Here is a 24,133-nt window from a genome sequence, read left to right as displayed (position 1 = left end):
CTTATGGATCTTACATATTTACAACAACTTTTGTTACTAATTCCTTAAAGGATTTCGCTACGCGGTCTGCTGTTTCCTGCACTTCTTTATGGTTAAGCTCTTTTTGGGAAATTCCTGCTGCCATATTTGTGATGCAGGAAATTCCACAAATTTCCATTCCCATGTGTCGGGCAGCCATAGCTTCGCATGCGGTGCTCATTCCAACTGCATCTCCACCCCATCTCTGTGCAAGTCTTACTTCTGCAGGAGTCTCATAATTTGGTCCTGTAAACTGTACATAAACACCTTCCTGAAGTTTGATGTCACATTCTTTTGCACATTTGCGGATCACATCCTGAAGACGGCGGCTGTATACCTCACTCATATCCGGAAATCTGGTTCCCAGCTCATCCATGTTCGGTCCTATCAGAGGGCTTGGAACTCCCGTTGTAATGTGATCTGTGATCATCATGAAATCTCCCGGTTTATAGGAAGGATTAGCTCCTCCTGCTGCATTAGTGAGAAGGATTTTTTTCGCACCGAGCATTCCCATAAGACGCGTTGGAAGAACAACATCTGACATTGCGTATCCTTCATAATAATGAACACGTCCCTGCATGATTACAACCGGTGTTTTCTCCACATACCCAAACACAAAACGTCCCTTATGTCCTTTTACAGTAGAAACCGGAAATCCCTCGATGTCCGTATAGTCGATGGTCTGTTCAATCTGAATTCCATCTGCAAAATCTCCAAGTCCGGATCCAAGGATCAGTGCAACTTCTGGTTTGAAATCAATTTTCTTTCTTACGCTTTCCAGGCATGTCATTAATTTTTTATACATGATTACTTCTTCCTTTCTTTTGGGTGTTGTCATTATATTTATGCTTTTTTCATAAAGGCAATTCCTCTGCAATGGTCTTTCCAATGCCCTGCGCGCCTCCCGTCACAATCACTACCTTATTGTTAAACTCCATATAAAATCCTCCCCAAAAATCCGCTTTCTATTTCTGTTGCCACAACATTGTGTATTCTTTTTCACCAGTAGCATCATCGAATCCTTCACATTGAATATCGAACCCTTCTCTTTGATAAAAAGAGAGGGCTCTGGCATTCTTCTGGTATACGTTTAATCGCAATCTAACTTTTTTATTCTTGATATAGTCTAATAAAAGCTTACCTATACCACATGACTGCATTTCATCAGAAACAAAAATACCTTCCATGTATTCGTTACTTAATCCGACAAAACCTTGAATCATTTTATCATCTTCATACACATAGACTTCCGCTTGTAACATCATTTCTTTCACTAATTCATAATTACTTGTCCAATATTGCTCAGGAATAAAATAATGTGCTTTTAAATTGGTCTTTAACCATATGTCAGCAACTCTATCAATATCTATGTTCTGCATCTTTCTGATCATAACAAATATTCTCCACCAACTTTGATTTCTCTGTAACAACCAATCAGCTATATCGTGAATCTCAACCAGAACCACAACCAAAATCTAATATCCTTGAACCTACCGGAAGCATTTTAGTGAACCGCTCCTGTATAACCGTAAAATCTACCAAACGAGTCCCCTAGACAAACATATCCGCATTTTTATTATAATATTCTATTGTTTTGTCCAGGAAGTTTCTCCTCGATCTTAGCTTATTTCATGTACCTTCGGATTTTATCTATCAAAGTGACGTCTGCCGGTAACCAGGCAACACTATCTAACTGATCCCTTGTAAGCCATTTTGCCGCTTCTGCTTCCTTTAATTCAATTCATTGATCACATTCGCATCCATTAATGTAGATCTCCCTCTCGTTTCGTGGTGAGCAAAACAAAATACTCTACTTTATTATACCTTATGGGAGAGGGTTTGTCATTGAAATCTCCAGGAAGCAAGCGCGGCAAAGGCAGCCGAAAGTAACGATAGCAACAAAAAAACAGTTCCAGACATACTGAGGTTAATCAGTGTATCTGAACCTGTCTTTTCTATGGTCTTTCCAATGAATAGCTGGGCTGGCTTTTCCTTGAAATGGATTATTTAATTGTAAAAAATTCCCGTGAAATGATTTATAAAATAGGTAATTTTACAAAGTCTATTACTTGTTGTTAATTCATAATTTATGTATAATAAAATTAATATAAGAAATACACGCTCAGCATGCGGCCTGGAACATAAATAATCCGCAAGTTTAGCGATATACGAGGAGGAAATTCTCATGGGTAAACAATCCACCAGGGAAAACAAAACAATTTACCAGCTTTGCCGAGAAGCGGCAGGACTTACAAGAGCAGAAGCCAGTGAAAAAATGGATGCTGTCTCTGATTCAAAAATTGAAAAATTTGAATATGAAACACAAGAACCTACGCCTTATGATATCCTCCAGATGGCAGATGCCTATAAAAGACCAGATCTTTGCAATTATTATTGCTCTCACAAATGCGAAATCGGCTATCGTTATGTTCCAGAAATAGAAATGACCGATCTGTCAAATATCATTTTGGAGACAATTGCCAGTTTAAATGAAATCAATCCTCTTACCGGTCGTCTGATCCAGATTGCCCGTGACGGTAAGATCAGTGATGATGAAATGAAAGATTTTGCTTATATCAGTAAAAAACTTGATGAAATTTCTTTAGCCATAGACTCTTTGAATCTTTGGGTAGATAAAACAGCTGGAGAACAAGGGCTCAATCTTGAACTCTTAAATGCCGAAAAAGAAAAATTAAAATAATCCATAACGCCACGAAAGGATTACGACTATAGAATAACACCAACCGCAGTCAGTGTCTTTAAAGTTGAATTAATCTATAGAAACTGCTATCATATTTTTATCAGAATTTTCCAAGTAAAGGAGGACATGAGTGGATCATGAACGTAATGCCCATTTCCGAAATCATCGAAAAAGTAACCATGATTTGCAAAAAAAATAACGTAAAGCGCCTTGATTTATTCGGTTCCTTCGCCACAGGCACTGCGACCCCCACCAGTGATATTGATTTTGTAGTATACGGCTGTAATAATCTAATACAGTTAGAAGATGATCTTCAGCAGATTGAAACGCTAAGGAAAATTGATATTTTTGACTTTGACAGTATAAAAAATGAGTATTTATTGGAGGATATAAAAAAATATGGAAAACAAATTTATTGAGCCATCGTGGTCACCTCCACTTTCTGTCTCAACTTTTTCTAGTGAAACATTCTATATTCTCTGTATCTATTTTCACATTTACCACTCTTCACATTTAATATCACTTATCTGCTCGATTGGAATAACCGTTTGATCCGTCATAATGATGGTATGCTCGTATTCGTCTATCTTTTTTACAATACCAGAGCACGTAACATAGGAGCCGCCTGCTTTTTTTGCATCGGGAATAAAATAAGTTATCGATACTTTCTGTTCTATACCGATATTATTTCTGATTATATTGATTCTTTCATTCAGCTGAGCAATCGCTTCCTCGCTCAGTTCCAATCTTTCATCGGTTAATCTTGCCGTTTCCTTTATCGCAGCATCATGTCCGGTCAGGGCTGCAAAAGGAGCAAATTGCGCTGCCCGATCCCGAAGTGGCATTTGCGGATGATTCTTAGAGACCGGATGCGGTAAATTAATGATATCGTCATAAGAATTATTTTTCATCCTCTTTCAACTCCTTTACGCCTTATGACCGCCAATCTGTTCATTTCTGTCCCTGGCGGTTGCACCTTCCTGAAGATTCATCCCCTTCAGTACAGCGTTTTTTCCAAATTTCTTTTTGATACTGAGCATTGCTTCCTGCATACGTTTTTCGCGATCCAGCGCAGCCTCTTCCTCTTCCTGCTTTTTCCTTTGCTCCTCATAATCCGTAAAAAGATCCAGCTGCTCATATACTTCTTCTTTCTTGACAGAACTTTCATCCACAAGCCTGTTCGCTGTGATATTGATTCTTCTGACAAGCAGGTTTCTGTCAACGATCCTGTCATATAACTCTATTACTGCATCCGTTATCATCTTGGTTGAGGAAGTCTGCCGTTTCAGATTGGTCGTTCCATGTGCATGTTTCGGAATTCTTCTTCCATAACGGTCGATCGTAACCTCTCCATGATACTGCTTTCTCCTGTCGGCATTGTTCAGATTCTCAATATCATAACCAACCGTCAACACGATCTGATCCGTTACAAGCTTCTTATCCACCAAATCCAAAACCATCTGGTCCGTCATCTCTTTAACGACTAATTTTGCTTTTTCAAAATCATAAGGGCAATGAAGTACCTGCCCGGAACAAACACTGTTCGTTTCCGGCTTATAAGCCTTGACCATTTCCATGGTACAGGGCTCATATCCCCAGGCATGGTCGATCAGCAACTCTGCATTAACACCAAACAACCTATATAACAGGTCTTCATTATATAACTCATTTTCTTTTCCGATGGAACATCTGGCAATATCTCCCATTGTATAAAGCCCGTATTCTTCCAGCTTCTTTGCATATCCTTTTCCTACTCTCCAAAAATCAGTAAGTGGTCTGTGACCCCAGAGTTTCCTTCGGTATGACATTTCATCCAGTTCTGCAATTCGTACACCATCTTTATCTGCTTTAATGTGCTTCGCCACGATATCCATCGCAATCTTACACAGATACATATTCGTTCCGATTCCAGCAGTTGCCGTTATACCTGTCGTTTTCAGCACATCCTGTATCATGGTCATTGCAAGTTCTCTTGCTGTCATATTATAAGTATGCAGATAATCCGTTACATCCATAAATACTTCGTCGATCGAATACGGAAAAATATCTTCCGGCGCAATATATTTCAGATAAATACTATAAATTCTGGTGCTGTATTCCAGATAGAGAGCCATCCGGGGAGGAGCGACAATATAATCAATCTCCAGTTCCGGATTGGTATCTAATTCTGTGCTGTCATCAGAGGCTCCGATAAAAGTTCTGTTCGGCACTTTCCACCTGCGAGCGCTGTTGGCTTCTTTTACTTTTTGAACAACCTCAAATAAACGAGCCCTTCCTGGTATCCCATAACACTTTAAAGCTGGAGATACCGCAAGACAGATCGTTTTTTCTGTTCTACTTTTATCCGCAACCACAAGATTGGTCGTCAAAGGATCCCGATTTCGTTCTTTACATTCCACAGACGCATAGAATGACTTAAGATCGATTGCAATATAGGTTCTTTCCTTTTCCATCATTCTACACCTCCCGATTCTCCTGTGTTCTGTTTCTAATTCTTATTTATCCTGCCCAGAAAACTTTCTCATCATAACAATCCGCTCAAGGATTTCCTGCCTGAATTTTTCAACATCATTCGTCCGTTTGCGCACACCAGCTGCTGCAGCATGTCCACCTCCGCCAAACGTCTGCAGAAGTTCGTTTACATTGATCCATTTTCCATCAGACCAGAAGGAACAACGCCAGCGATTTTCTTCTTCCTCATACATGGTAAAATATCCTGTTTCTTACTTCCACGCCTTCCAGATATCCGGCTGATATCCAAGAGTGGATTGTTTTCCATTACGGACAACCGGTGTCTTAATCACCTGCGGGTTTTCCAGCACCTTCTCAAGTTTATCTTCCTCTGCAATATACTTAATGAGCGCAAGCAGATCCTTATCCTTGCCCTCCCAGTTGATCATATTTTCCAGTCCACCATTTGCCTGGGCAACCGAATTAAATTCACCCTTGCTCATGCCCTTTTCTTTCATATCAATAAACTGAAACTTAATCCCACGTTCTTTAAAGAAACGTTCTGCTTTCTTTGTATCATTACACTTCTTTGTTCCAAAAATCTGTACGTTCAAATCAATTCTCCTTATCCATTGCCATATGTATCATTTTCTCAAAGGATTCTCTAAAATGCTCATCATCCTCCGATGTTCGTTTTCGTGGTCCTTTTAAATGATTCTTTCCGGATGCCCTTCGTGCTTTCTTATTCAGATGCCGTTCCATAAGCATCTGGTCAATATTCTCATTCGTATACCATTTCCCAGATTGATGAATCGCATACGCATTTTTTCCTAATGCCATTGCAGCCACACCGTAGTCCTGTGATACAACAATATCACCTTTATGGCAAATGCTGATCAGTTTATAATCCACGGCATCTGCTCCGGCTCCAACTACGATCACTTCACTGTAATCAGAAGATAACACATGATTGGTATCACACAACAACGTTACCGGAATACTGTGCTCTTTTGCAACTTTTTCAACAATACCGACTACCGGACAGGCATCTGCATCAACAAAAATCTGCATATCTTCTCCTTTAATTACACATAAATGGCGTACGAACCTCGATGAGATTACCACTCGGATCATACAGCCTTACAAGCTTCTGCCCACCTGCAAGTTCTGTTAGTTCAGTGGCATATCGGACGAAATACTTACCGGATTCATATTTTGCAAGCAATCCATCTATGTCAAAATCCTCGAAATACAGTTCCATCCTGTTATTGAATGGAGTGGAAATCTCATCTAGTGTTTTCCCCCATACGTCGGCGTCCTGCAAAACGAGTCCCTCCGATAAGATTACATTACCTTCATTCTTAAGAATCACTTGCAGTCCAAATAAGTCCTTATAAAACTCTATGGATTTTTCTATATCATCTACCACAATCAGTACGTTTTTCAGCATATCCGTCACCTCACAATCCGCTTTGAGTCAAGCGAATATTCGCAATCCGCATGCGGTTAAATAATCTTTCCAGACAAATGATCAATTTCATGCTGGCAGATCTGTGCTGTCCATCCTGACAATTTCTGGCGCTGTTTTTTCCATTTGAAGTCATAATACTCTACTTCTATTTCCTGGTACCTGGTCGTCTTACGAACACCATCCAGCGACAGACAGCCTTCTTCTGTCTCATACATGTCACGTTTTGAAACAATCACCGGATTGAACATCACAACATTTATGAATCCCATATTCACAATGATGATATTCTTCTTTACACCAATCATGTTCGCCGCCATACCAACACAACGTTCTCTGTTCGCCTGCAGCGTATCCTGCAGATCCTTTCCAACCTGGATATCTGCTTTCGTGGCTGGTTCGGATGGCTGACCTAAAAAGAAAACATCTCTTACTATTTGTTTTACCATTTACTTTCTCCTGTACTCTAATTCTTATCTATCTTGACCAGAAATCTTTCTCGTCATAACAATTCGCTCAAATATTTCCTGTTCCTCTTTCATTGTTCCAATATTTTATTATCTAACACCACTTTACAACTTTTTCATAAAAAAATATCGTACAGGACTTTCTGATGTATAATGAATTTGACCCAAAACATTACAAAGGAAAGTGACCTTGTACGACAAAAACATTATACAACGAAAAAACACTGATTGGTAGACTTCATCAATATTTTTTGATTTATTTTGAAACTTTTTCTGTTCCGACAGCAGATACCTTATTTCTGCTGATATTATCCATACTGACCTTGTGTTATAACCTTTCATCTGCCAGTCCTCCTTGGATTTTTCTTCTTTTTTGATGTTATCATCTTACAATAAATGGCTGTGCGAAAATCCCGACAACCAACTGGTTCTATGGCGGAGATAATTGGGCCCTATGGCAGATTAAACGCTGATTAAAGGCCTTTAATTGCCAACTAAACTACGAAGAATTCAAAAATCATGTTGCAGATTTGGAGGCTTCCATTCATGCCACCGATAATAAGATTCAGCAAACGAGACTGGCAATTCAAAATCAACAAGTAATTCAGAAACACTGTGAAGTCTATCGAGCCTGTCGTGACATCATACGTGCTCAGAATTTGGTATTCACAAACTTCCGTCGGCTGAAAAACTGCAGCGACAACAGATGGAACTAGAAGAAGAACTGTCCTCAGCAAAAAAAGAAAAGCAGGATCTCCAGAAGCAACAGAATACCCTGCATATAATTGAAAAAAATTTTGATGCTATGATCCGCAAAGCTGGTATCAAGGTTCCGGAGAAAGCGCCTTCACCAAGAATCTTGAGCTCTTAAATGCCAAAAAAGAAAAATTAAAATAAGCCATAACGCAACGAAAGGCAATGAACCATTTCTGACTCATTGCCTTTTCCTTTACATACGCTGTAATTGATTGACGATACTTTCTGTTCTTCGAATAGCTTCTTCTACCTGTCTTTTTGCATTATTGATTCGATCCTGGACCACCCAGTCCACAACAAATCCATCAAAAAAATAATCCGCAAAAGAAAGAAAATCTCCAGTATCGATATTCAAGTTACATACCATATTTACATCATTTAATTCTCTACTGAAATTACGAAGATCATACTTTGCCTGTTCCATATTCCGTTTGGCCTGATCAATTCTAGAATGTTTTAGCATCGTAGTGAAAAAACCACCGCCAAACATATCTACCAGTCCCCAGTTCTTTGCACTGTTTAAATTTTCTTTTGCTGCCTGAAGACTGTTCAAAGCTCTATGTCCAGCTTCAATTGCTTCTCTTTTTTCTTTTTCAATATCATATCCCATTCGTTTTCTCCTCCTGATCGATTATGAATGTGACGTCACCAATGCTATAATGCCACCGACAATCAACAATGGAAAAGCAATGTACATCAGTCCACCTACAACCATACCAATCAATATCACCGGGAAGAAAATAACTGTGCAAAGTAATTTCATAATTCCCCAGGATGCTCTTAACCCAAAAACAAAAAATTTTCCAACAAACCAAATCATACAAATTGCAAATAATAACGATAACATTTTTTTACTCCTTCTGAAACTCATTCTAATATGTGTCTTTCATTTTTTCTGTTCTTTTTCTGCTAAATATTCAGATGTGTTCTTTATGCCAAGCTTATTACTGAATACCGGATTTTTCTCCATCTTTTCTATTATCCGGATTAATCGAATTCTCTGTGCCGCTTCCATCTGATCACCCCATTTATATTCTGTTTTTTTGTTGATATTGTCACTATAACAAATTTATTTTTCATAATACACATCCACCATGAGGAATTGCATCTTTATATTTCTCGAATTTTGAGAATTCTGTCTTTATATTTCTCTGCACGAATTGTTTCCTATCTATGCTGCCTCTTTTATAATAAGCATATCCGAGCAACATCATAAATTATTATTAAAAGGGAGATTATGCTATGCGAATTGAAAACTTGCAAAATGAAAACAGAAAATATGCGAAAAGTATCGAAAACTTCCATGTGCTTGAATATGTGCAGGATGCCAGCGTTTCACCTATGAATGCAATGAATGAGTATTTCATGAGTAAAATGAATGTCAGAAGAAGACAGGTTGTTATTGATATTGATAAAGACCATTCAGCTGTTATCCAGGCTGGTGCCATGCAATGGATGGGTGGTAATGTACAAGCCACATCTGGTGTAAAAGGTATCGGAGATTTCCTTGGAAAGGCACTCAAGGGTGCGGTTACAAAAGAAACCGCAGTTAAACCGGAATATGTTGGTGAAGGCTGTCTGGTATTAGAACCGACATACAAATATATTATCCTTGCAGACATTGGCAAATGGGGACCAGCCGGAATGACAATTGAAGATGGCATGTTCCTGGCTTGTGATGCAAATGTAAAAAGTAAAGTTGTAGCCAGAAAGAACCTTTCATCAGCAGTATTAGGTAGCGAAGGTCTGTTTAATCTGAGTTTGCAGGGAAATGGTGTAGCTGCACTGGAGTCTAATGTTCCCGAAGATGAATTGATTGAAGTCATATTGGAAAATGATGAACTGAAAATTGATGGAAACCTTGCTGTATGCTGGTCATCAAATCTTGAATTTACCGTAGAAAGATCTACAAAAACACTTGTCGGATCTGCAGTTAGCGGAGAGGGTCTGGTAAATGTTTATCGTGGAACAGGACGGGTACTGATGTGTCCGGTCGCACCGACAACTTCCTTGTTTGAGTCCACTAACACCATGGCAGCTAAAGCTGCTGCTAAATCCAGCAATACATTTGGAAAATAAGTGTAAAATACATTCTCTTGTAACCAACAAACGCCGATATAGGATTATAAAAATCCTGCATCGGCGTTATTAATTGTGATCATTTTATTTTCTTTATTCAGATGAACTGCTTATCATCAATGCAAATTTTTAATTCTTTTCAATTCCATCCGGCATATGATCTTTCTCAGTTATTTTTCGAATGACCCGGCATGGATTTCCAACTGCCAAACTATACGGCGGAATATCTTTTGTTACAACACTCCCTGCACCAATTACACACCCTTCTCCTATGGTGACACCACCACAAACAACCACATTGGATGCCAGCCAGCAATTATCCTCTATAGTTATTGGCTTCGCATATTCAAGATTGTAAAAACTTCCATCTTCTCTTTTCCTAATATTGCGTTCTTCAGGTAATAATGGATGCATAGGAGTTGCCAATGTAACATTTGGACCAATCATCACATTATCGCCTATATGTATTTCACATACATCTAAACATGTAAAGTTAAAATTAGCAGAGCTGAATCTTCCAAAGAACGTATTACATCCGTAATCAAAATAAACAGGCGCCTGTAAATAGGGGAGTTCCTCTGTTGCTGGCAATAATTCCCTCAATATCTGTGCTTGTTCTTCTTGATCATCTTCATCTGTCGAATTGTATTTTCTTGCTAATTTACGTGCATTCACGCGTAATTGCTCCAATTCTTTATCCGTTGGATCGTACAACTCTCCACTTAGCATTTTTTCTCTTTCAGTCATTTCCGATAACCTCTAAATTCAAAGTTATAAATATCAGTTTCCCCACTCTCTCATGGTCTGCAATATTTTATCTAATGCTTTTGCACTTTCCGTCATCAAATACGGACATAGCCATAACCATATTATCTACTTTTAGATCACTGGAAAAAATATCCATCGCAGAAGGTATCTGTTTAAAATTAATTTCAATAATTTCTTCATAGTTCTCTTCTGCAAATCTTTCAACTATATATGTTTTTCCTGTTTGTCTGGCTCCCTGAATTACAAGACATTTTTTGTTTTTTGAATCTACCCATTTTTTATGTAATGCGTCACTTTTCTTTTTAACATAAAACATCTCCTGTTACCAAATAATATTTTTATCAAGAACAACTTTGTAACATTTTTAATTACTATATTTCTTTTATCATCAACATTTTAGAATATTATATCATTGATCAATATATATTAAATGACTTTTTCCATTTCATACAATCTCTTCTGAAGCTCCGGTTCAAAGAAATTCTACATTCCTTCATCAAAGCTTATGAAAGGCTTCTCCATATCTTCAGTTGTGAAAATCAGGGCATTTTCGTTACTTTTCTTAACCGCACAGTCTGTGAAATTTTTAAATTCCTTATCAGTGACCGGCTGCTGCATATGCTTAACATCAAACAATACTTCTGTGTCAACCAGACTGTTTCCTGTTCAGGGTTTATTTGAACTCCAATATTAATATTACCATCTGTGAATAATATTATTTCATTTTTCATCAATAAGACCTTACACATTCTACCCTATCACACTCGCACCAAATGGCATGAAAGAGAGTCTTGCCATCTTGAAGAACTGCTTTCCAAATGGAATTCCAACTATCGTAATGCACCAAATACAACCCACTATCAGGTTTCCAAGTGCCATTTCCCATCCAAAAAATATAATCCATATAAGATTTACCAGAAATGAAAACATGCCATTTCCATACACGATTTCTTTTCCAAACGGCCAAAATGCCAAGGTTGCAAATTTAAAACATTGCAGACCTACCGGAATTCCAATAATTGTAATACACCATATGCAACCTGCAAAAATCCATGCCAGTCCGCCCAGTAATCCTCCAAATATAAACCAAAGGATATTACCTATAGTTCTCATGACAACATCTCCTCATCCAATGTCTAATATTCTTTTGCAATTTCCTCTGTTATCTCATATATCTCTTTGAATTTTTCTAAGTCCTCTGGAGATCTGATCAGCATGATTTCTTCGATTTTTCCGGTCCGTATGTCTTTGAACCCTGCTACTTCTTCTCCAGTACAAATGCTTGCACGAATAACTGGTTTCATATGTTCTCGGTCATATGTTTTTTTCACGATTTTCTTTTTAAATAATCCCATGCTACCTCCCCATCTCCGAATATCTTCGGTAACAAGATCAACTATCTAATTCCTGGAACATTTTTCTGCATCAATCGCAAGTACGAACATCAACGCATCCAATGCATTTCCTGGATCCTGCACATCAATAACATATGTATCAGTCATATGAAACAGTTCTTTACTAACCCGTGCAATTGAATAACCGCTTTGATTAAGAATGCTATAGTCCCATTCCATAATGGTTCCATCAATATGCCATCCATTGTAATCAATATTATAATGTGGCGTCAGGAATGAGAATTCTTTGCTCAGGCATCCGATATAACTGCCGTTTTTATAAATTTCAAATTTAGGAAGAAAAGTAAGTACTTTCTGAACAACCATTCCTACTTCATTTCCATAGGCATCATAAATTACAAGTTTATGTCCCCAGGACAACTGGCATTTTACTACATAAACAGTGTTGCCTGCTTCATCATAGATATCATAGCTGTCAAACCATGAAAACAGCCTTTGTTTAAACAATAACTTCATAACTTTTCACCGCTCTCTCCAACAGATATAATTGGTTCTTTATAAGTATCATAATACCATGCCGGAACACCTTAAAAAATATGTAAATCGAAGAATTAACTCATCTTATTTCACGGATTATGATAAAACACATATTACCAGCTATAAATCTCTACTTGTTCACAAAAAGATATAAAAAAGACCATCTACTGCTTGTTTACGGTAAATGATCTTTTCATTGCAATATTTAATTAAATATCATACTGAGCCGATTGTTCACGTATCAATTTACATGTTTCTCATTGTATTGCTCGCCCTATTATAAATACAATTTATTTTCCTTCCTACCGGAACAAACCTTTTTCATTTTCAGTCCAGCGATAAAACTGACAAGCTTACTGTAATTTCTTGCTTTCTTCGGACAGACTGCTACACAGTGCATACAAGAAATACACTTATCCTTATCGGTCATCTTCGGATTGTCCAACGGAATGGCACCTGCCGGGCATTCTTTTGCGCACAGACCGCAGGAAGTGCATTTTCCATTTGCAACAGGTTTGAGTGGAACACCACCATATTCTCGATATGGTCTGTTTCCCGGAAATGCAGGTGTCCTTTGTGCTTCGCTGTTTTGCATAATCTTTGCGGCAAATTCCAGCAATTCCTTTTCATCATGCTGATCCGGGCGTCCGGTTCCAAATTGGTGCATCAGGGAATGCTCTGCGACTGCCTCCATTCCTGCGATACATACAAAGCCTGATGCCTCCAGAACATCCTGTAGTTCCAATAGAGTATCATCAATCATACGGTTTCCAAATACTGCCACAAGAATTGCTTTCGTACCATCTGCCTTTACTTTGCGGAACATATCCGTTACAACTGATGGAATGCGTCCACCGTAAGACGGTACAGCAACCAAACATAGGTCCTTTTTTTCAAATTTCACCTTCATGAGTTTATCTGGTTCTTTAATTAGGTCGATTTCTTCAGCATCCAGCTTCGTCCCTTTCGCAACAATATCTGCTACTTTCTCTGTACCCCCTGTCGGGCTGAAAAATATGTTATAAAATCTCATAATGATCCTCCTACTGATTCCGATTTGTTTATTGTCCTTTTATAACGGTTGACCAATTGTTTTCAATAGTCTTTATATGTTTGAAAGGAATTCTTCTATCAAACTATTTATCATCTCCGGTTTATCTGTATTAGAATTATGACCGGCCCCTTCAATCCACTTTAAAGGAATTTTCGTTTTTCGATGCCATTCTCTGTTATACCTTATGCATGAACCGGCATGATCCTTTGTACCACATATCAACAGGGAAGGACATTTGATTTCATATGGCAGATTCTTTTCCATTGCCTCTGCCAGAATACGAAATCCATGCCCGGCAATTTGGGCATAACGATGCTGATCACCATCATAGACCAGCATCATTTCCTTCATCAGATTTCTGCCATAATCAGAAGTTGCAACTCCCTCAGTTCCGGATTTCAAAAGCAACTTCCATGGGTAATGTGCATATACTGGTTCCATTCTTTTCAGAAGCCAGATCTCCACTGCTGTCACATAGTTCCTCTGCAGCGGTGCTGAATCAATGGAAATAAAACCTGCCAGCCGGTCAGGATACAATTGTGCATAAGCCTGTCCCACATATCCTCCCATTGATTGACCTATTATAATTGGTTTTATGATTTCTTCTTTTTCAAGAATCCCATTCAGCCATTTTGCCCTATCAAACAGATCAAAGTCAAAGCGGAACGGCCAGGAAGAGGCATGAGCCGGTGCATCCCATACAATAATATTATATTTTCCATCGAAGTACTCAACCTGTTTATCAAATAATCTATGGTCAGCAGTCAGCCCTGGTAAAAATACAAGCGTCGTTGTATCCAAACTCAGATTATTTGACCAATAGTGAATTGTTCCGCAAGGAGTTTGATATGTACTTTCCTTCAACAAATCCACCTCCGCAATTTTCATTTTTCTCAGTTACACAACCTGAAAAACTTTAACTATTTTCATATTGGTTTTTTATATCAAATACAGTCTGCTACATCTCATCCGGCTTTTGACCATCGTGGGCTTTCCATTGACACTCCGTCAATTTCATATCTGTAAATACCGCTTTAAACGATGAATCTTCCGGACTGCATGCATAAATTCCAAATTTGATTTTTCCTGCACCAGCCCACATATGACAAATCCTCATTTGCTTAAACCGTATTCCATCCTCAGAACATTCAATGCAATAATCATCTTCACGTCTACTGAGACGATACCACATAGATTTAATCTCTGCATCAATTTCCGTAGTTGCCCAATCTGAATATCCATTGTTTGTCACAACACTTCCCAGGTGCTGAAAATTGTCATTCTCATATTCTATAGAACCTTTCAACCAATTCTCACTGTCAAGATACATAACCACACCGCACTGATCAAAGCGATGATGGCTTTCCTTAAAATCTGTTTTCACCATAAATGAAAAAAACTTTTCCTCTGTTTCTATCTGCAAAACCGGAGCATTATCATTGCGGAAATGATAGTAAGTTCTTTGCCACAAATCAGTTCCAGGCTGTGTGATAATCTCAATTTTGTCATCTGTCAGCGTGTAATCATCAGGTTCTCTCGTCCACTTAAAATCTTTTATATTCATCTCATTATCCCTCCAAATTCCGATTTCACGACATCATTTCTAATACAGATTTTACCGTACTTTTTAATCTCAGTCCATCCTTTATACCCAGGCGATAAAAAAACTCTTCTGTCTCTGCTCCGCTGGCAAATATTTCATCACAATACTTCGTAAGCACTTCCTCTTGTTCCGGAGACAGTGTTTCCAAAAGCTTCTGGTATTCCTTCTCTATATTTTCATTAAATGGCTGTGTATCTTGATTTGATTTACATTCAGAATATGCTTTGCTCATACGATTGGAGAACATCTTATCAACAGACTCCTCTACGTCTTTTGACATCTTTGAGGGAGACTCTTGCTTTTGAACTTTTTCGTTCTTCGCTTTTTCAAGTGTTGACTCGTCAATATAGTGAATAATTTCTCTCAGATTTGCCTTCATAGATTGCAGGTATTGGTGCTAGAATATAAATAGTACAAACCAAAATGAGAAATTCCAAATACACATAAGCATGATACAATAGAGGCATGCTGAAGGAAGATCTCATATGGCAAAGCAACATGACAAACAATTTAAACTTGATGCAGTCCAGTACTATCAGGATCACAAAGATCTCGGAGTACGTGGATGTGCAGAAAATCTTGGCATCGGATACAGCACATTAACAAAATGGCTAAAAGACTTCCGGGAATCAGGTGATATTCCTGTTCGTGGTTCTGGTAATTATGCATCTGATGAGCAGAAGGAAATTGCCCGTCTCAGACGTGAATTACGTGATGCCCAAGATGCACTTGATGTGTTAGAAAAAGCAATCAACATTCTGGGAAAATGACGGAAGCCATTTATCTTGAAGTGTCTGAGAAGACGGAAGCTGCCAAAAAGGCTGGACGTCGGGTTTCCGTCTTCGGAATGTTGAAATTTTTAGGTGTCTCTCGCTCAGGATATCTTGCATGGCTCCACCACGTACCTTCTGATACAGAAAAACGTCGTAAAGCTGTAAAAGCAAAAATACAGGATATTTATGATGATTCCAAGGCTCCTTCTTAAAATATATAGATTTCACAAATCCCTATCGATATATATTCTTCTGTCATAGATGTATAAAGATTTTGCACAGTTCGTTTTTTTCATAAAACTTATTCTGTTTTTCAACTTCTGTGATATAATGCTTTATTATAATAATTCCCATGAACAGAATAAGGTGAACCAAGTGAAAAAGAAAACACTTGTGCCTCTTATCACTTTTTTACTGGGCATATGCCTTATTAGTTTGATTGTATACAAAACAGACACCCACGAAAAAGAGCAGAGACACATAACAGCACAATTAAACGTAGCCACCTATGGCGAACAAATAAAGAATGAAATTACAAATGGAATTGAGATCACAGATACCTTGAAGCAAATCTTAATAAGTGAAGATGGCGAAATCCGTCAGTTTGAAACAATTGCAGGAAATCTTATGTCTGATTCTATTGAAAGTGTACAGCTCGCTCCTAATGGTGTTGTTACAGATATTTATCCAGCTAATGAAAATGAGGCAGGTAAGATTGATTTGATCCATGATAAAGACCGCGGAAAAATTTCCTGTTACGCAAGAGACAACCATACAATCATTACGCAGGGCCCCTTCAAATTAAAACAGGGAGGATATGGAATTGCAGTCCGCAATCCCATATACCTGAAAGATAAAAACGGACATGAGTATTTCTGGGGATTTACTATTGTTATCCTGCGTGTTCCGGATATTTTTTCAGATTCAATCAGTGCACTTTCAAATTTTGGATACGAATACAAAATTTCAAAAACAGACGCTCCATGGAGTGATACTTATAAAGTGGTTTATCAATCAGATGGGCAAATAAATCGTCCTGTTTCTTATACATTTACAATAGGAGACGAAAACTGGAAATTTGAAGTAACTCCTAAAAGTGGATGGAGAAATGCCACATTACTGATAATCATCATCGGAATTTTTCTTACAATAAGCCTTCTCCTGTCAGTTCTTACCAGAGTATGGTTAGTAGCAAAAGAACATAAGAAAAAGTTTCAGATACTGGCACGCACAGATTCTCTTACAAATATTTATAACCGCTATGGATTTGATGAATTTGCAGAAAAAATGATTCAAAAAAATCCAAAAACACATTTTGTGGCTGCGCTCCTTGATATCGATGATTTCAAGTTTATTAATGATATCTATGGACATAATTACGGAGACAGGGCACTAAAGAATCTTGCAGACAGCATGAAGACTTTTTTCCCATCCGATGCATTACTTGGAAAAAATGGTGGTGACGAATTCTGCATTCTTTTACCAAATTGTACCTTTGCAGAAGCAGATATACAGCTGCAGAAATTCACCAAACTTCCTAAATCATTCTCATACCATGGTAAGGAACATGCATTTTATGTTTCTCTAGGATATGCAGAATATCCAACATTTGCATCCAATCGTTCACAACTCATGCGCTGCGCAGATGCCGCTCTTTATGAAATAAAGCTTCATGGAAAAAATGGATGTATGGTCTACAGAGAAGGACTTCAGTCAGGTGCCCGCAAACAACTTGGATTCGCATTCAAGGATATCTCTGAACATCTTCCAGGTGCATTCATCATATACAGAGCTGACAAAGAAGATGATGAACTAATTTTTGCAAATGATGAATTTCTTCATATGTCCGGATATAAAGATATAGATGAACTGTTCAGACTTACTGAGAAAAGTTTTCGCAACTTGATTCGTGAAGATGAACAGCAACAGATAGAATCAAGTATCTGGGAACAGATTGACAACGGCAATGAAAATGACTATATTCACTTTCATCTTCGAAAAGCTGACGGAACTTATTTTTCTGTTCTTGATCATGGAAGAATTGTAGAGAGCCCGCAATACGGGAAAGTATTTTATGTATTGTTCATGGATTGGGAAGATATGCATATTCGTTACAATGATAAATTCGCAAGATAAAATATTGCAAAAAACAGAGCGTATGATCTATTTTCATATAATGTTTATGTCGGCAAGCTCTATCAAAAAGAAATCGACTTTGTTGCTCAGAGAAGCAACGAGAAGTTTTATATTCAGATCAGCGACAACATTTCCGGGCAGGAAACATTTGAGAGAGAATGCTTTCCTCGGCTTCAGATTCGAGATGCTTATCCGAAAATGATTATTGCTAGAACCAAACATCCCCCATATAACTATGAAGGAATCGTAATTCACGATATAGCCGATTGGTTACTACAAGAATAAGCAAGGCGAAATATCTCCAGCATTCTCTTTTGAAATGATGGAGATATTTTTATTATGACGGAGATTGCAGATGAATTCAGACAAAGCATCCTACGAAAAGAGTTTTATATGGATGTACTGAACTGTGATCCGATGTCTTTTGACAAGAAATGCGAACTGACTATTTGGTGGCTACACCCCCAAGCCCCTGTAGAATAAATAACGCCAGTACTGGATATCAAAAATCCCGCACCGGCGTTATTTATTAAAATATTTTGTTTTTTAATCTTCAACACTCTCTACTGAAACTTCTTTTTTCTTCCTACTTTTACCAGAAATCATCTTGTGTCCTGTATAAATAGCCATAATCATGCAAAGCAAAGAACTTGCTGCAAAGTACTTATGGCCTTCTTTTGATCCCTTATAACCTGTATAAAAAGTTCCAAGCATTGTAATCAGTGCACCGATAGACCAATATTTATGTGATTTCATTCAGATACCTCCTGCCGTTTTTCTTAATCATATACCTTTTAAAAGATATATACAAACTGGAAGTTAGCGATTTCTTTTTCCGGTATTCTCTGTCCCACGGATTTCCTCATGATAGAAATAATCTACGATCACCGGATGTCCCTGCGGGACTCTGCCATAAGGCATTTCATTATCCACAAAGGCACAATCATACTTCTTAGCCATTTTCTCAGCTTTTACTTCAAGTGCTTCAAAGTAGCTGCGGTTATGCTTGTTATAGATCTCGTCGTAAAGTGGTACAAGATCAGGATATTTTCCGGCGATATAATTCATAATTGTCTTTTTGAAACCGCCTCGAAGATTGAGATTTTCGAGCCAGAACAGATCGCACTGATCCTTTACCCGCTCAAAGATTGCTTCAAAATCCGTGATACCGGGAAATACCGGGGATACGAAACAGACTGTACGGATACCTGCCTCATATACCTGCTTCATAGCAGCGATACGGTGCTCAATGCTCGAAGCAGAGTCCATATCGTTCTTGAAATTTTCATCTAGTGTGTTGATCGACCATGAAACGGTTACACGTCCAAGCTTCTTCAGTAAATCAATATCTCGTACCACAAGATCCGACTTTGTGCAGATCAGAATATCTGCGTCACTGCCGATCAGCTGCTCCAGAAGTTTTCTGGTATTCCCGAATTGCTCCTCCTGTGGATTGTAGCCATCTGTCACAGAACCGATGACCACCCGCTGTCCGGCATATTTCTTCGGATTTTTAATTTCCGTCCAATGCTTCACATCAAGGAAAGTGCCCCATTCCTCCTTGTGCCCGGTAAAGCGCTTCATAAAAGAAGCATAGCAATACTTGCAGGCATGTGTACAGCCCACATAGGGATTGACCGAGTAACCGCCTACCGGCAGACTAGACTTAGTCATGATGTTCTTTGTTTCCACCTCACGAATGAGGATTCCATTTATTACTTCTTCCATGATTTCTGTACCTCTAACACTTTATTAAATTCTTCCGGCATTTCCTGAATCATATTTTCATCCCCTATGATAGGGACAAGGTCTTCCTTCATAAACACCGGAATGCCGAGCTTATGTGCCTGGTCCGCCAGAGACCATGCCCATTCCGGCTCCGTATGAATCTTCCTGCTCTGAGCTCCGGTCATGGTGCCCACAACGATCCAATTGATTCCGGAAAGGTCAACTGTGCCGGGATCGTCGAATAACGGCTCAAAGGTAACATGGTAATGTTTTGCTCTGACGTTTTTCCGAAGGGCGTCGATACGCCACAGTTCTGCTTTCCTCGTCACCGTAACGCCAAACCATGCGTTTTCCAAATCGGTATCAAAATCCAGCAAATCAGGTCGCTTGGTAAGGAACAGGAACTGATGCTGTGGATTTTCACGGATCTTTGCAAATACCTCGTCTCTCCATTCCGGCTTCCATCCGGAGAGATCGCTCATCCCGGTAAGAAGAAAGTTCTGCGGACGTTTCTTTTCCATCATCTTGAGCTTACCCGGAAAGAATTCAGGGTCAGCGAAGTCATCAATCATATGCCAGCGTTTCACGTTGTTGCGGGCATAGCAATATGTACACCCCACTGTGCAGCCAATGACGATATTCATGTTCTGAATCTGATCTTTGATACAAATACTCATGACTTCTGCCACTCCTCAAGATTCTTTCTGATGCGGTCGAGACATTTCTCAAACCGGGTAATTTCTTCCTCTGAAAAACCTTTGTAGTAAATACTGCCCATCTCATCAGATACAGAATCGTACTCGCCCTTTAATGCATGTGCTTTCTCAGTCAGAAACAGGAGTGTTTTCCTTTTGTCCGTTTCAGACTGAATACGGCTTATCAGCCCTTGATTTTCCATTCTTTCCAGCATCGTAGTAAGAGATGTTATCGCTAATCCGCATTTAGTCGAGAGTGACCTGATTGAGATACCATCCTCCTGCCACAGCACATAAAGAATACGTCCCTGGGCTCCATTAAACGCATCAATATTCTTTTCACTGAGAATCTTCTCAAAAATCCGGTCTCCAAGCTGTTTTATTTTTGTGACAAGAAATCCTCCATTCATTTCCATGCAAAAGCTCCTATATAGTAGTTTATTAAAAACATACTATATAGGAGCTTTATTGTCAAGAGTTTATATGTCTTAATAGGTAAATTCCATTTTTTCAATTCTCCAAACTGGAATTTGACTTGCCTATTTTCTTAAAATCTCATGTGGAGCTTCTATTTCATTTGCCAAGGTATGCTCTGTTAACTCTGACATTCCATTGTGCATTGTTGATTTCAAAACATTGGAAATTTACTCACTACAAGATTACTGGAGATCATATTTTGTCCGAGATTATTATGTAGAAATGGATTTTGATGATAATATAGTAAGAACAGAAGTATTTTATTTGCCAGAACGTCAATAACAAATATGGGAAAGAGATGGTACTACATGGGAATAATTAAATATTTTAGAAAAAAGTACTGGGAAGCAGCCATTTTCAGAGGTGGGCGACGTATACCATTTACCTGTGATGGATTAACAACTGTTCCTGATAGCGCCTATGCATTGTTTACTGAAAAAGAGTTAGAAAAAAGTTTACGAAGAAAGAGATATTTTTCATGAGCGGCTAATGCATATGATTGATTCTTTTTAATCACATGTACATCAGAGTTTTATATATTACTTATGATATTGTGCCGGCTTTGTCGCTTTGTATCAGCCGAATGAATACAAGAAAAGGAGCTGTCGGGAAATAGACAGCTCCTTCAAAGAAAATCTGCAGGATACCTTTCTTCTTTCCTTCTGTAAGTTCATTCCACCCACACTTTTCTCTGGATCTTTTCACCTGTTCACTTGTAAGCCCAGATTTCTTGCCATTCACCCTTTCAAGAACCTCTTCTACCGTCTGCTGATAAATTTCCTTCATCACTTCCGCCTCATCGTTTCTAAGTATTTACTACCTGAATTTCTTATGCAATGAAAGACCTCTTTGAAAAAAATATAAAAAAAAGACCTTCATTGCATAATAAAAAATGCAATAAAAGTCTCACCATTTCCTTATGATACCGGATGCTTCCACCGTACTGACAACATCACAAACGCAATTTGTTAAGCGCAGGTTACTCCCCTTTATTGGATCAAATCATATACCCAAAGTAACATGATTGTCAAGATACTTTATCATTACTTTTTCATTTTATGTTATACTTTTTACATCGTTAACACTATTAAAATAAATTCTCCGGAGGTGAATCAAATGGATCATACGAATAATTCCTGTTGTTGTGGTGAAGCGGAACATTTTTCCGGATGTCTGATTTGTGGTGCTCCTATTACGTATCGTGCTGAAAGCTCTATTCAGACGTGTAGTATCTGCCATAAAGAGCAATTAACCAATGCGGTCTGTGAAAATAGTCACTTTATCTGTGATGCCTGTCACAGCTATGGCACATATGCTCCGGTAATCGCAGCGCTCAGAGACAGTACCGAAAAAGATGCTTTGCTTCTTCTGGAAAAAATTATGGATCTTCCATCTGTACATATGCATGGACCGGAGCATCATGCAATTGTTCCATGTGTTCTTCTGACAGCGTTTCGCAATAATGGAGAACATATGGATTACGATGCTGCACTATCTGAAATCTGTAAAAGAGCGAAGCAGGTTCCGGGCGGTACCTGTGGTTACTGGGGTGTCTGTGGAGCTGCTGCCGGAGCCGGTATTTTCATGTCCGTTATGACTGGATCCAGTCCACTTCACAAAGATGCATGGCCGTTTCCTCAAAAACTTGTTTCCATTATTTTATCCAGACTGGCAGATGTTGGTGGACCTCGCTGCTGCAAACGTACCAGCAGAATTGCCATCGAAGAAGCCGTTCATTTTTACAGTCAGTTTTGTTCTGTAAACATTCCGTTGTCTTCTATAACGTGTAAATACTGCGAAGATAATCGCGAATGCATCCAGGAAGATTGTCCATACTATCCTGAATAACAGGCAAGGCAGTGATTCCATGATACCACGAAATCACTGCCTTGTAACTCGTTTGCCAGGATACAGCGCCCCATCTTCCCACTTTGCTTTTTTGCAGTTCCATGAACGAATATCCTTCTCTTCCAAAACACTCCTGATTCGTTCTTCTCCATTGTCCGATGTAAAAAGCGCTGTAATTTCCTTTTTTCCATCTACAATTTTCACACAATAATCTACCAGTTCCGGAATCTCAAACAGTAATTCATCCATCTCTCTGATACTTCCCAATGGATCCATCCGCTTTACAAAGTCCAGGCGTTTTATTTCACTTCCACAGAGGCATCTTCCTGGAATGATCCTTGACCAGTCACCGGTTCGATATCGAATCAACGGCTGTGCTTCCATTCCAATGGTTGTAATCACCAGTTCTCCCCATTTACCGTCCGGCAGCACATTTCCGTTCTCATCTATAATCTCTGTAATACAATGGTTTTCCCGCATATGCATGCCCTCATGCGCCGTGCAGCAAATGGCACCTCCAAGCCCCATCTCTCTGGAACCATAGTGCGGCCAAAGTCGTGTTTGCAGAATTTCTTCGATTGCTTTCATGACAGTTTTCGGACAGGCATCTCCGGATACCAGTGCTCTTTTTATACTGCCTTTTCCGCACATTCGAAGCATGGACAGCAATGCCGTCGGCATTCCCACATACGTATCCGGCTGCTCCTCTTCCAGAATCCTGTTCAGTTCGCCATAAGTTCTTCCTGTCCCGGTTGAAAGAGGTTTTGCTCCCAGACGTCTGATTGCCTCCGCGATCAGTTCTCCTAATCCAAAAGGACCTGAAAATGGCATAGCCACCATCGTTATACTTCCAGGATAAATAAATTCACCCAGACCTGCCATAAAAAGTTCTATGGTGTGTTCACAGTCTCCCTCTGTATAGAATACACGTTTACCGGCACCGGTAGTTCCGCTTGTCTGTTCTGATATCACTTTCTGTACTTCCCCCTGGGAGCAAAGCAGCATCCTGCCTCCATCTCGTGCCAGATCTGTTTCTGTCGTAAAAGGAAGGCTTCTCAAATCTATCAGGCTTTCCAGTCTTTCCGGCAAATCTCGGTAAAAACCCTCTCGTTCTTTCTCTCTCTTCAGTACAATATTTAATTTCTCCAGCTGTATTCTGTGTATTTCATCTCTTGTAATCTCTGTAATACCTTCCTGCTTACAGATCATTGCATCTATA

At 38.9% G+C, this 24,133-nt stretch carries 34 protein-coding genes and 3 pseudogenes; 9 read left to right on the top strand and 28 right to left on the bottom strand.

The window, feature by feature from the left end; translation table 11 throughout:
* Positions 1-10 precede the first annotated feature (10 nt).
* The 3 genes and pseudogenes from BN3261_RS13995 to BN3261_RS18315 form a co-directional block, all read right to left on the bottom strand.
* Positions 11-823 carry a purine-nucleoside phosphorylase gene (locus BN3261_RS13995; RefSeq protein ID WP_022427082.1) on the bottom strand — a complete coding sequence of 271 codons (813 nt, stop codon included), beginning with the start codon at positions 821-823 and terminating at the stop codon, positions 11-13.
* Positions 824-983: 160 nt separating this feature from the next.
* Entirely contained in the window at positions 984-1,409 is a 426-nt protein-coding gene (locus BN3261_RS13990; protein WP_059086566.1) for a GNAT family N-acetyltransferase, read from the bottom strand.
* A gap of 233 nt (positions 1,410-1,642) precedes the next feature.
* A pseudogene (locus tag BN3261_RS18315) lies at positions 1,643-1,753 on the bottom strand (8-oxo-dGTP diphosphatase MutT); the annotation flags it as partial.
* 450 nt (positions 1,754-2,203) lie between these two features.
* Between BN3261_RS18315 and BN3261_RS13985 the strand changes: the two are divergent.
* Both BN3261_RS13985 and BN3261_RS13980 read left to right on the top strand, forming a co-directional pair.
* A complete protein-coding gene (locus BN3261_RS13985) occupies positions 2,204-2,719 on the top strand; it encodes a helix-turn-helix domain-containing protein (protein WP_015526458.1) in 516 nt (171 codons plus the stop codon).
* 137 nt (positions 2,720-2,856) lie between these two features.
* On the top strand, positions 2,857-3,138 hold the full coding sequence (locus BN3261_RS13980) for a nucleotidyltransferase family protein (protein ID WP_059086565.1): 282 nt from the start codon (positions 2,857-2,859) through the stop codon (positions 3,136-3,138).
* 78 nt (positions 3,139-3,216) lie between these two features.
* Here BN3261_RS13980 and BN3261_RS13975 read toward each other — a convergent pair whose 3' ends face one another.
* The 9 genes from BN3261_RS13975 to BN3261_RS13930 all read right to left on the bottom strand — a co-directional run bounded on the left by BN3261_RS13975 (position 3,217) and on the right by BN3261_RS13930 (position 8,708).
* The gene (locus tag BN3261_RS13975; RefSeq protein WP_059086564.1) at positions 3,217-3,630 is read right to left on the bottom strand and encodes a hypothetical protein; all 414 of its coding nucleotides are present in this window, start codon (positions 3,628-3,630) and stop codon (positions 3,217-3,219) included.
* 15 nt (positions 3,631-3,645) lie between these two features.
* A complete protein-coding gene (locus BN3261_RS13970) occupies positions 3,646-5,172 on the bottom strand; it encodes a Y-family DNA polymerase (RefSeq protein ID WP_059086955.1) in 1,527 nt (508 codons plus the stop codon).
* 42 nt (positions 5,173-5,214) lie between these two features.
* Positions 5,215-5,424: a DHHA1 domain-containing protein gene (locus tag BN3261_RS13965; protein WP_059086563.1), complete on the bottom strand. Its 210-nt coding sequence runs from the start codon at positions 5,422-5,424 to the stop codon at positions 5,215-5,217.
* 18 nt (positions 5,425-5,442) lie between these two features.
* Positions 5,443-5,784: an arsenate reductase family protein gene (locus tag BN3261_RS13960; RefSeq protein WP_019163300.1), complete on the bottom strand. Its 342-nt coding sequence runs from the start codon at positions 5,782-5,784 to the stop codon at positions 5,443-5,445.
* Between the two features lies 1 nt (position 5,785).
* Complete coding sequence (locus tag BN3261_RS13955) at positions 5,786-6,241, bottom strand: YaiI/YqxD family protein (RefSeq protein ID WP_059086562.1); 456 nt, start codon at positions 6,239-6,241, stop codon at positions 5,786-5,788.
* A gap of 10 nt (positions 6,242-6,251) precedes the next feature.
* A complete protein-coding gene (locus BN3261_RS13950) occupies positions 6,252-6,620 on the bottom strand; it encodes a VOC family protein (RefSeq protein ID WP_059086561.1) in 369 nt (122 codons plus the stop codon).
* 56 nt (positions 6,621-6,676) lie between these two features.
* Positions 6,677-7,087: a peptide deformylase gene (locus BN3261_RS13945; protein WP_015526465.1), complete on the bottom strand. Its 411-nt coding sequence runs from the start codon at positions 7,085-7,087 to the stop codon at positions 6,677-6,679.
* Positions 7,088-8,054: 967 nt separating this feature from the next.
* A complete protein-coding gene (locus tag BN3261_RS13935) occupies positions 8,055-8,471 on the bottom strand; it encodes a hypothetical protein (protein WP_059086560.1) in 417 nt (138 codons plus the stop codon).
* Between the two features lie 21 nt (positions 8,472-8,492).
* The gene (locus BN3261_RS13930) at positions 8,493-8,708 is read right to left on the bottom strand and encodes a hypothetical protein (protein ID WP_015526469.1); all 216 of its coding nucleotides are present in this window, start codon (positions 8,706-8,708) and stop codon (positions 8,493-8,495) included.
* A 395-nt stretch (positions 8,709-9,103) separates the two neighbouring features.
* Between BN3261_RS13930 and BN3261_RS13925 the strand changes: the two genes are divergently transcribed.
* Positions 9,104-9,940 carry an AIM24 family protein gene (locus BN3261_RS13925; protein WP_059086559.1) on the top strand — a complete coding sequence of 279 codons (837 nt, stop codon included), beginning with the start codon at positions 9,104-9,106 and terminating at the stop codon, positions 9,938-9,940.
* A gap of 129 nt (positions 9,941-10,069) precedes the next feature.
* Here BN3261_RS13925 and BN3261_RS13920 read toward each other — a convergent pair whose 3' ends face one another.
* The 9 genes from BN3261_RS13920 to BN3261_RS17990 all read right to left on the bottom strand — a co-directional run bounded on the left by BN3261_RS13920 (position 10,070) and on the right by BN3261_RS17990 (position 15,636).
* Positions 10,070-10,687: a sugar O-acetyltransferase gene (locus tag BN3261_RS13920; RefSeq protein ID WP_059086558.1), complete on the bottom strand. Its 618-nt coding sequence runs from the start codon at positions 10,685-10,687 to the stop codon at positions 10,070-10,072.
* 67 nt (positions 10,688-10,754) lie between these two features.
* Positions 10,755-11,024 carry an AAA family ATPase gene (locus tag BN3261_RS13915; protein WP_059086557.1) on the bottom strand — a complete coding sequence of 90 codons (270 nt, stop codon included), beginning with the start codon at positions 11,022-11,024 and terminating at the stop codon, positions 10,755-10,757.
* 434 nt (positions 11,025-11,458) lie between these two features.
* On the bottom strand, positions 11,459-11,821 hold the full coding sequence (locus tag BN3261_RS13910) for a YccF domain-containing protein (protein WP_059086556.1): 363 nt from the start codon (positions 11,819-11,821) through the stop codon (positions 11,459-11,461).
* A gap of 23 nt (positions 11,822-11,844) precedes the next feature.
* Positions 11,845-12,063 (bottom strand): hypothetical protein, encoded by a 219-nt coding sequence (locus tag BN3261_RS13905; RefSeq protein WP_015526477.1) that lies wholly within the window; start codon positions 12,061-12,063, stop codon positions 11,845-11,847.
* Between the two features lie 45 nt (positions 12,064-12,108).
* The gene (locus BN3261_RS13900; RefSeq protein WP_059086555.1) at positions 12,109-12,579 is read right to left on the bottom strand and encodes an LURP-one-related/scramblase family protein; all 471 of its coding nucleotides are present in this window, start codon (positions 12,577-12,579) and stop codon (positions 12,109-12,111) included.
* Between the two features lie 298 nt (positions 12,580-12,877).
* Complete coding sequence (locus BN3261_RS13895; protein WP_059086554.1) at positions 12,878-13,633, bottom strand: 4Fe-4S binding protein; 756 nt, start codon at positions 13,631-13,633, stop codon at positions 12,878-12,880.
* 72 nt (positions 13,634-13,705) lie between these two features.
* The gene (locus tag BN3261_RS13890; protein ID WP_059086553.1) at positions 13,706-14,518 is read right to left on the bottom strand and encodes an alpha/beta fold hydrolase; all 813 of its coding nucleotides are present in this window, start codon (positions 14,516-14,518) and stop codon (positions 13,706-13,708) included.
* 94 nt (positions 14,519-14,612) lie between these two features.
* Positions 14,613-15,218, bottom strand: coding sequence for a DUF1349 domain-containing protein (locus BN3261_RS13885; RefSeq protein WP_021650112.1), 606 nt, complete (start codon positions 15,216-15,218; stop codon positions 14,613-14,615).
* 25 nt (positions 15,219-15,243) lie between these two features.
* Positions 15,244-15,636, bottom strand: a complete 393-nt coding sequence (locus BN3261_RS17990; RefSeq protein WP_021650113.1) for a hypothetical protein — start codon at positions 15,634-15,636, stop codon at positions 15,244-15,246.
* A 106-nt stretch (positions 15,637-15,742) separates the two neighbouring features.
* Here BN3261_RS17990 and BN3261_RS13875 point away from each other — a divergent pair, with 106 nt between their 5' ends.
* The 4 genes and pseudogenes from BN3261_RS13875 to BN3261_RS13860 form a co-directional block, all read left to right on the top strand.
* On the top strand, positions 15,743-16,027 hold the full coding sequence (locus tag BN3261_RS13875; protein ID WP_021650114.1) for a transposase: 285 nt from the start codon (positions 15,743-15,745) through the stop codon (positions 16,025-16,027).
* Entirely contained in the window at positions 16,024-16,242 is a 219-nt protein-coding gene (locus BN3261_RS13870; RefSeq protein ID WP_021650115.1) for a hypothetical protein, read from the top strand. Before BN3261_RS13875 ends, BN3261_RS13870 begins: the two co-directional genes overlap by 4 nt.
* Positions 16,243-16,405: 163 nt before the next feature.
* Positions 16,406-18,166 (top strand): diguanylate cyclase domain-containing protein, encoded by a 1,761-nt coding sequence (locus BN3261_RS13865; protein WP_110925892.1) that lies wholly within the window; start codon positions 16,406-16,408, stop codon positions 18,164-18,166.
* 36 nt (positions 18,167-18,202) lie between these two features.
* Positions 18,203-18,451: pseudogene (locus tag BN3261_RS13860) on the top strand (ATPase); the annotation flags it as partial.
* A gap of 261 nt (positions 18,452-18,712) precedes the next feature.
* On the opposite strand, the gene BN3261_RS13855 reads toward BN3261_RS13860, so the two are convergent.
* From BN3261_RS13855 to BN3261_RS18310, 5 genes and pseudogenes are all read right to left on the bottom strand, one after another.
* A complete protein-coding gene (locus BN3261_RS13855; RefSeq protein WP_008392833.1) occupies positions 18,713-18,922 on the bottom strand; it encodes a DUF6219 family protein in 210 nt (69 codons plus the stop codon).
* A 63-nt stretch (positions 18,923-18,985) separates the two neighbouring features.
* A complete protein-coding gene (locus BN3261_RS13850) occupies positions 18,986-19,894 on the bottom strand; it encodes a radical SAM mobile pair protein B (protein ID WP_059086551.1) in 909 nt (302 codons plus the stop codon).
* Positions 19,882-20,571, bottom strand: coding sequence for a radical SAM mobile pair protein A (locus BN3261_RS13845; RefSeq protein ID WP_021650119.1), 690 nt, complete (start codon positions 20,569-20,571; stop codon positions 19,882-19,884). The genes BN3261_RS13850 and BN3261_RS13845 overlap by 13 nt, the downstream gene beginning before the upstream one ends.
* Positions 20,568-21,005 (bottom strand): radical SAM mobile pair system MarR family transcriptional regulator, encoded by a 438-nt coding sequence (locus BN3261_RS13840; RefSeq protein ID WP_059086550.1) that lies wholly within the window; start codon positions 21,003-21,005, stop codon positions 20,568-20,570. Before BN3261_RS13840 ends, BN3261_RS13845 begins: the two co-directional genes overlap by 4 nt.
* Before the next feature lie 123 nt (positions 21,006-21,128).
* Positions 21,129-21,197 (bottom strand): annotated as a pseudogene (locus BN3261_RS18310) (LPS biosynthesis protein); the annotation flags it as partial.
* A 177-nt stretch (positions 21,198-21,374) separates the two neighbouring features.
* On the opposite strand from BN3261_RS18310, the gene BN3261_RS17780 reads away from it, so the two are divergent.
* Positions 21,375-21,548: a hypothetical protein gene (locus BN3261_RS17780; RefSeq protein ID WP_015526488.1), complete on the top strand. Its 174-nt coding sequence runs from the start codon at positions 21,375-21,377 to the stop codon at positions 21,546-21,548.
* A gap of 61 nt (positions 21,549-21,609) precedes the next feature.
* On the opposite strand, the gene BN3261_RS13835 is transcribed toward BN3261_RS17780, so the two are convergent.
* Positions 21,610-21,852, bottom strand: coding sequence for a cation-transporting P-type ATPase (locus tag BN3261_RS13835; RefSeq protein ID WP_015526489.1), 243 nt, complete (start codon positions 21,850-21,852; stop codon positions 21,610-21,612).
* Between the two features lie 330 nt (positions 21,853-22,182).
* Between BN3261_RS13835 and BN3261_RS13830 the strand changes: the two genes are divergently transcribed.
* The gene (locus BN3261_RS13830; protein WP_059086549.1) at positions 22,183-22,914 is read left to right on the top strand and encodes a DUF5714 domain-containing protein; all 732 of its coding nucleotides are present in this window, start codon (positions 22,183-22,185) and stop codon (positions 22,912-22,914) included.
* A gap of 33 nt (positions 22,915-22,947) precedes the next feature.
* Here the strand turns inward: BN3261_RS13830 and BN3261_RS13825 are convergent, their stop codons facing one another.
* Complete coding sequence (locus BN3261_RS13825) at positions 22,948-24,123, bottom strand: DVU_1553 family AMP-dependent CoA ligase (RefSeq protein ID WP_015526491.1); 1,176 nt, start codon at positions 24,121-24,123, stop codon at positions 22,948-22,950.
* Between the last annotated feature and the right edge of the window lie 10 nt (positions 24,124-24,133).

This window comes from Blautia massiliensis (ex Durand et al. 2017), assembly GCF_001487165.1.
Classification (GTDB): domain Bacteria; phylum Bacillota; class Clostridia; order Lachnospirales; family Lachnospiraceae; genus Blautia_A; species Blautia_A fusiformis.
This window is presented reverse-complemented; position numbering and strand designations above follow the sequence as displayed.

Bases quoted from the DNA above. Each gene is read 5' to 3' on its own strand.
- BN3261_RS13930 (WP_015526469.1), bottom strand. From the start codon at position 8,708: ATGTTATCGTTATTATTTGCAATTTGTATGATTTGGTTTGTTGGAAAA.
- BN3261_RS13830 (WP_059086549.1), top strand. From the start codon at position 22,183: ATGGATCATACGAATAATTCCTGTTGTTGTGGTGAAGCGGAACATTTT.
- BN3261_RS13870 (WP_021650115.1), top strand. From the start codon at position 16,024: ATGACGGAAGCCATTTATCTTGAAGTGTCTGAGAAGACGGAAGCTGCC.
- BN3261_RS13935 (WP_059086560.1), bottom strand. From the start codon at position 8,471: ATGGGATATGATATTGAAAAAGAAAAAAGAGAAGCAATTGAAGCTGGA.
- BN3261_RS13920 (WP_059086558.1), bottom strand. From the start codon at position 10,687: ATGACTGAAAGAGAAAAAATGCTAAGTGGAGAGTTGTACGATCCAACG.
- BN3261_RS13980 (WP_059086565.1), top strand. From the start codon at position 2,857: ATGAACGTAATGCCCATTTCCGAAATCATCGAAAAAGTAACCATGATT.
- BN3261_RS13990 (WP_059086566.1), bottom strand. From the start codon at position 1,409: ATGATCAGAAAGATGCAGAACATAGATATTGATAGAGTTGCTGACATA.
- BN3261_RS13885 (WP_021650112.1), bottom strand. From the start codon at position 15,218: ATGAATATAAAAGATTTTAAGTGGACGAGAGAACCTGATGATTACACG.
- BN3261_RS17990 (WP_021650113.1), bottom strand. From the start codon at position 15,636: ATGAAGGCAAATCTGAGAGAAATTATTCACTATATTGACGAGTCAACA.
- BN3261_RS13955 (WP_059086562.1), bottom strand. From the start codon at position 6,241: ATGCAGATTTTTGTTGATGCAGATGCCTGTCCGGTAGTCGGTATTGTT.
- BN3261_RS13970 (WP_059086955.1), bottom strand. From the start codon at position 5,172: ATGGAAAAGGAAAGAACCTATATTGCAATCGATCTTAAGTCATTCTAT.
- BN3261_RS13925 (WP_059086559.1), top strand. From the start codon at position 9,104: ATGCGAATTGAAAACTTGCAAAATGAAAACAGAAAATATGCGAAAAGT.
- BN3261_RS13965 (WP_059086563.1), bottom strand. From the start codon at position 5,424: ATGTATGAGGAAGAAGAAAATCGCTGGCGTTGTTCCTTCTGGTCTGAT.
- BN3261_RS13950 (WP_059086561.1), bottom strand. From the start codon at position 6,620: ATGCTGAAAAACGTACTGATTGTGGTAGATGATATAGAAAAATCCATA.
- BN3261_RS13845 (WP_021650119.1), bottom strand. From the start codon at position 20,571: ATGAGTATTTGTATCAAAGATCAGATTCAGAACATGAATATCGTCATT.
- BN3261_RS13840 (WP_059086550.1), bottom strand. From the start codon at position 21,005: ATGGAAATGAATGGAGGATTTCTTGTCACAAAAATAAAACAGCTTGGA.
- BN3261_RS13915 (WP_059086557.1), bottom strand. From the start codon at position 11,024: ATGTTTTATGTTAAAAAGAAAAGTGACGCATTACATAAAAAATGGGTA.
- BN3261_RS13905 (WP_015526477.1), bottom strand. From the start codon at position 12,063: ATGGGATTATTTAAAAAGAAAATCGTGAAAAAAACATATGACCGAGAA.
- BN3261_RS13875 (WP_021650114.1), top strand. From the start codon at position 15,743: ATGGCAAAGCAACATGACAAACAATTTAAACTTGATGCAGTCCAGTAC.
- BN3261_RS13995 (WP_022427082.1), bottom strand. From the start codon at position 823: ATGTATAAAAAATTAATGACATGCCTGGAAAGCGTAAGAAAGAAAATT.
- BN3261_RS13900 (WP_059086555.1), bottom strand. From the start codon at position 12,579: ATGAAGTTATTGTTTAAACAAAGGCTGTTTTCATGGTTTGACAGCTAT.
- BN3261_RS13945 (WP_015526465.1), bottom strand. From the start codon at position 7,087: ATGGTAAAACAAATAGTAAGAGATGTTTTCTTTTTAGGTCAGCCATCC.
- BN3261_RS13855 (WP_008392833.1), bottom strand. From the start codon at position 18,922: ATGAAATCACATAAATATTGGTCTATCGGTGCACTGATTACAATGCTT.
- BN3261_RS13895 (WP_059086554.1), bottom strand. From the start codon at position 13,633: ATGAGATTTTATAACATATTTTTCAGCCCGACAGGGGGTACAGAGAAA.
- BN3261_RS13825 (WP_015526491.1), bottom strand. From the start codon at position 24,123: ATGATCTGTAAGCAGGAAGGTATTACAGAGATTACAAGAGATGAAATA.
- BN3261_RS13910 (WP_059086556.1), bottom strand. From the start codon at position 11,821: ATGAGAACTATAGGTAATATCCTTTGGTTTATATTTGGAGGATTACTG.
- BN3261_RS13835 (WP_015526489.1), bottom strand. From the start codon at position 21,852: ATGAAGGAAATTTATCAGCAGACGGTAGAAGAGGTTCTTGAAAGGGTG.
- BN3261_RS17780 (WP_015526488.1), top strand. From the start codon at position 21,375: ATGGGAATAATTAAATATTTTAGAAAAAAGTACTGGGAAGCAGCCATT.
- BN3261_RS13975 (WP_059086564.1), bottom strand. From the start codon at position 3,630: ATGAAAAATAATTCTTATGACGATATCATTAATTTACCGCATCCGGTC.
- BN3261_RS13850 (WP_059086551.1), bottom strand. From the start codon at position 19,894: ATGGAAGAAGTAATAAATGGAATCCTCATTCGTGAGGTGGAAACAAAG.
- BN3261_RS13985 (WP_015526458.1), top strand. From the start codon at position 2,204: ATGGGTAAACAATCCACCAGGGAAAACAAAACAATTTACCAGCTTTGC.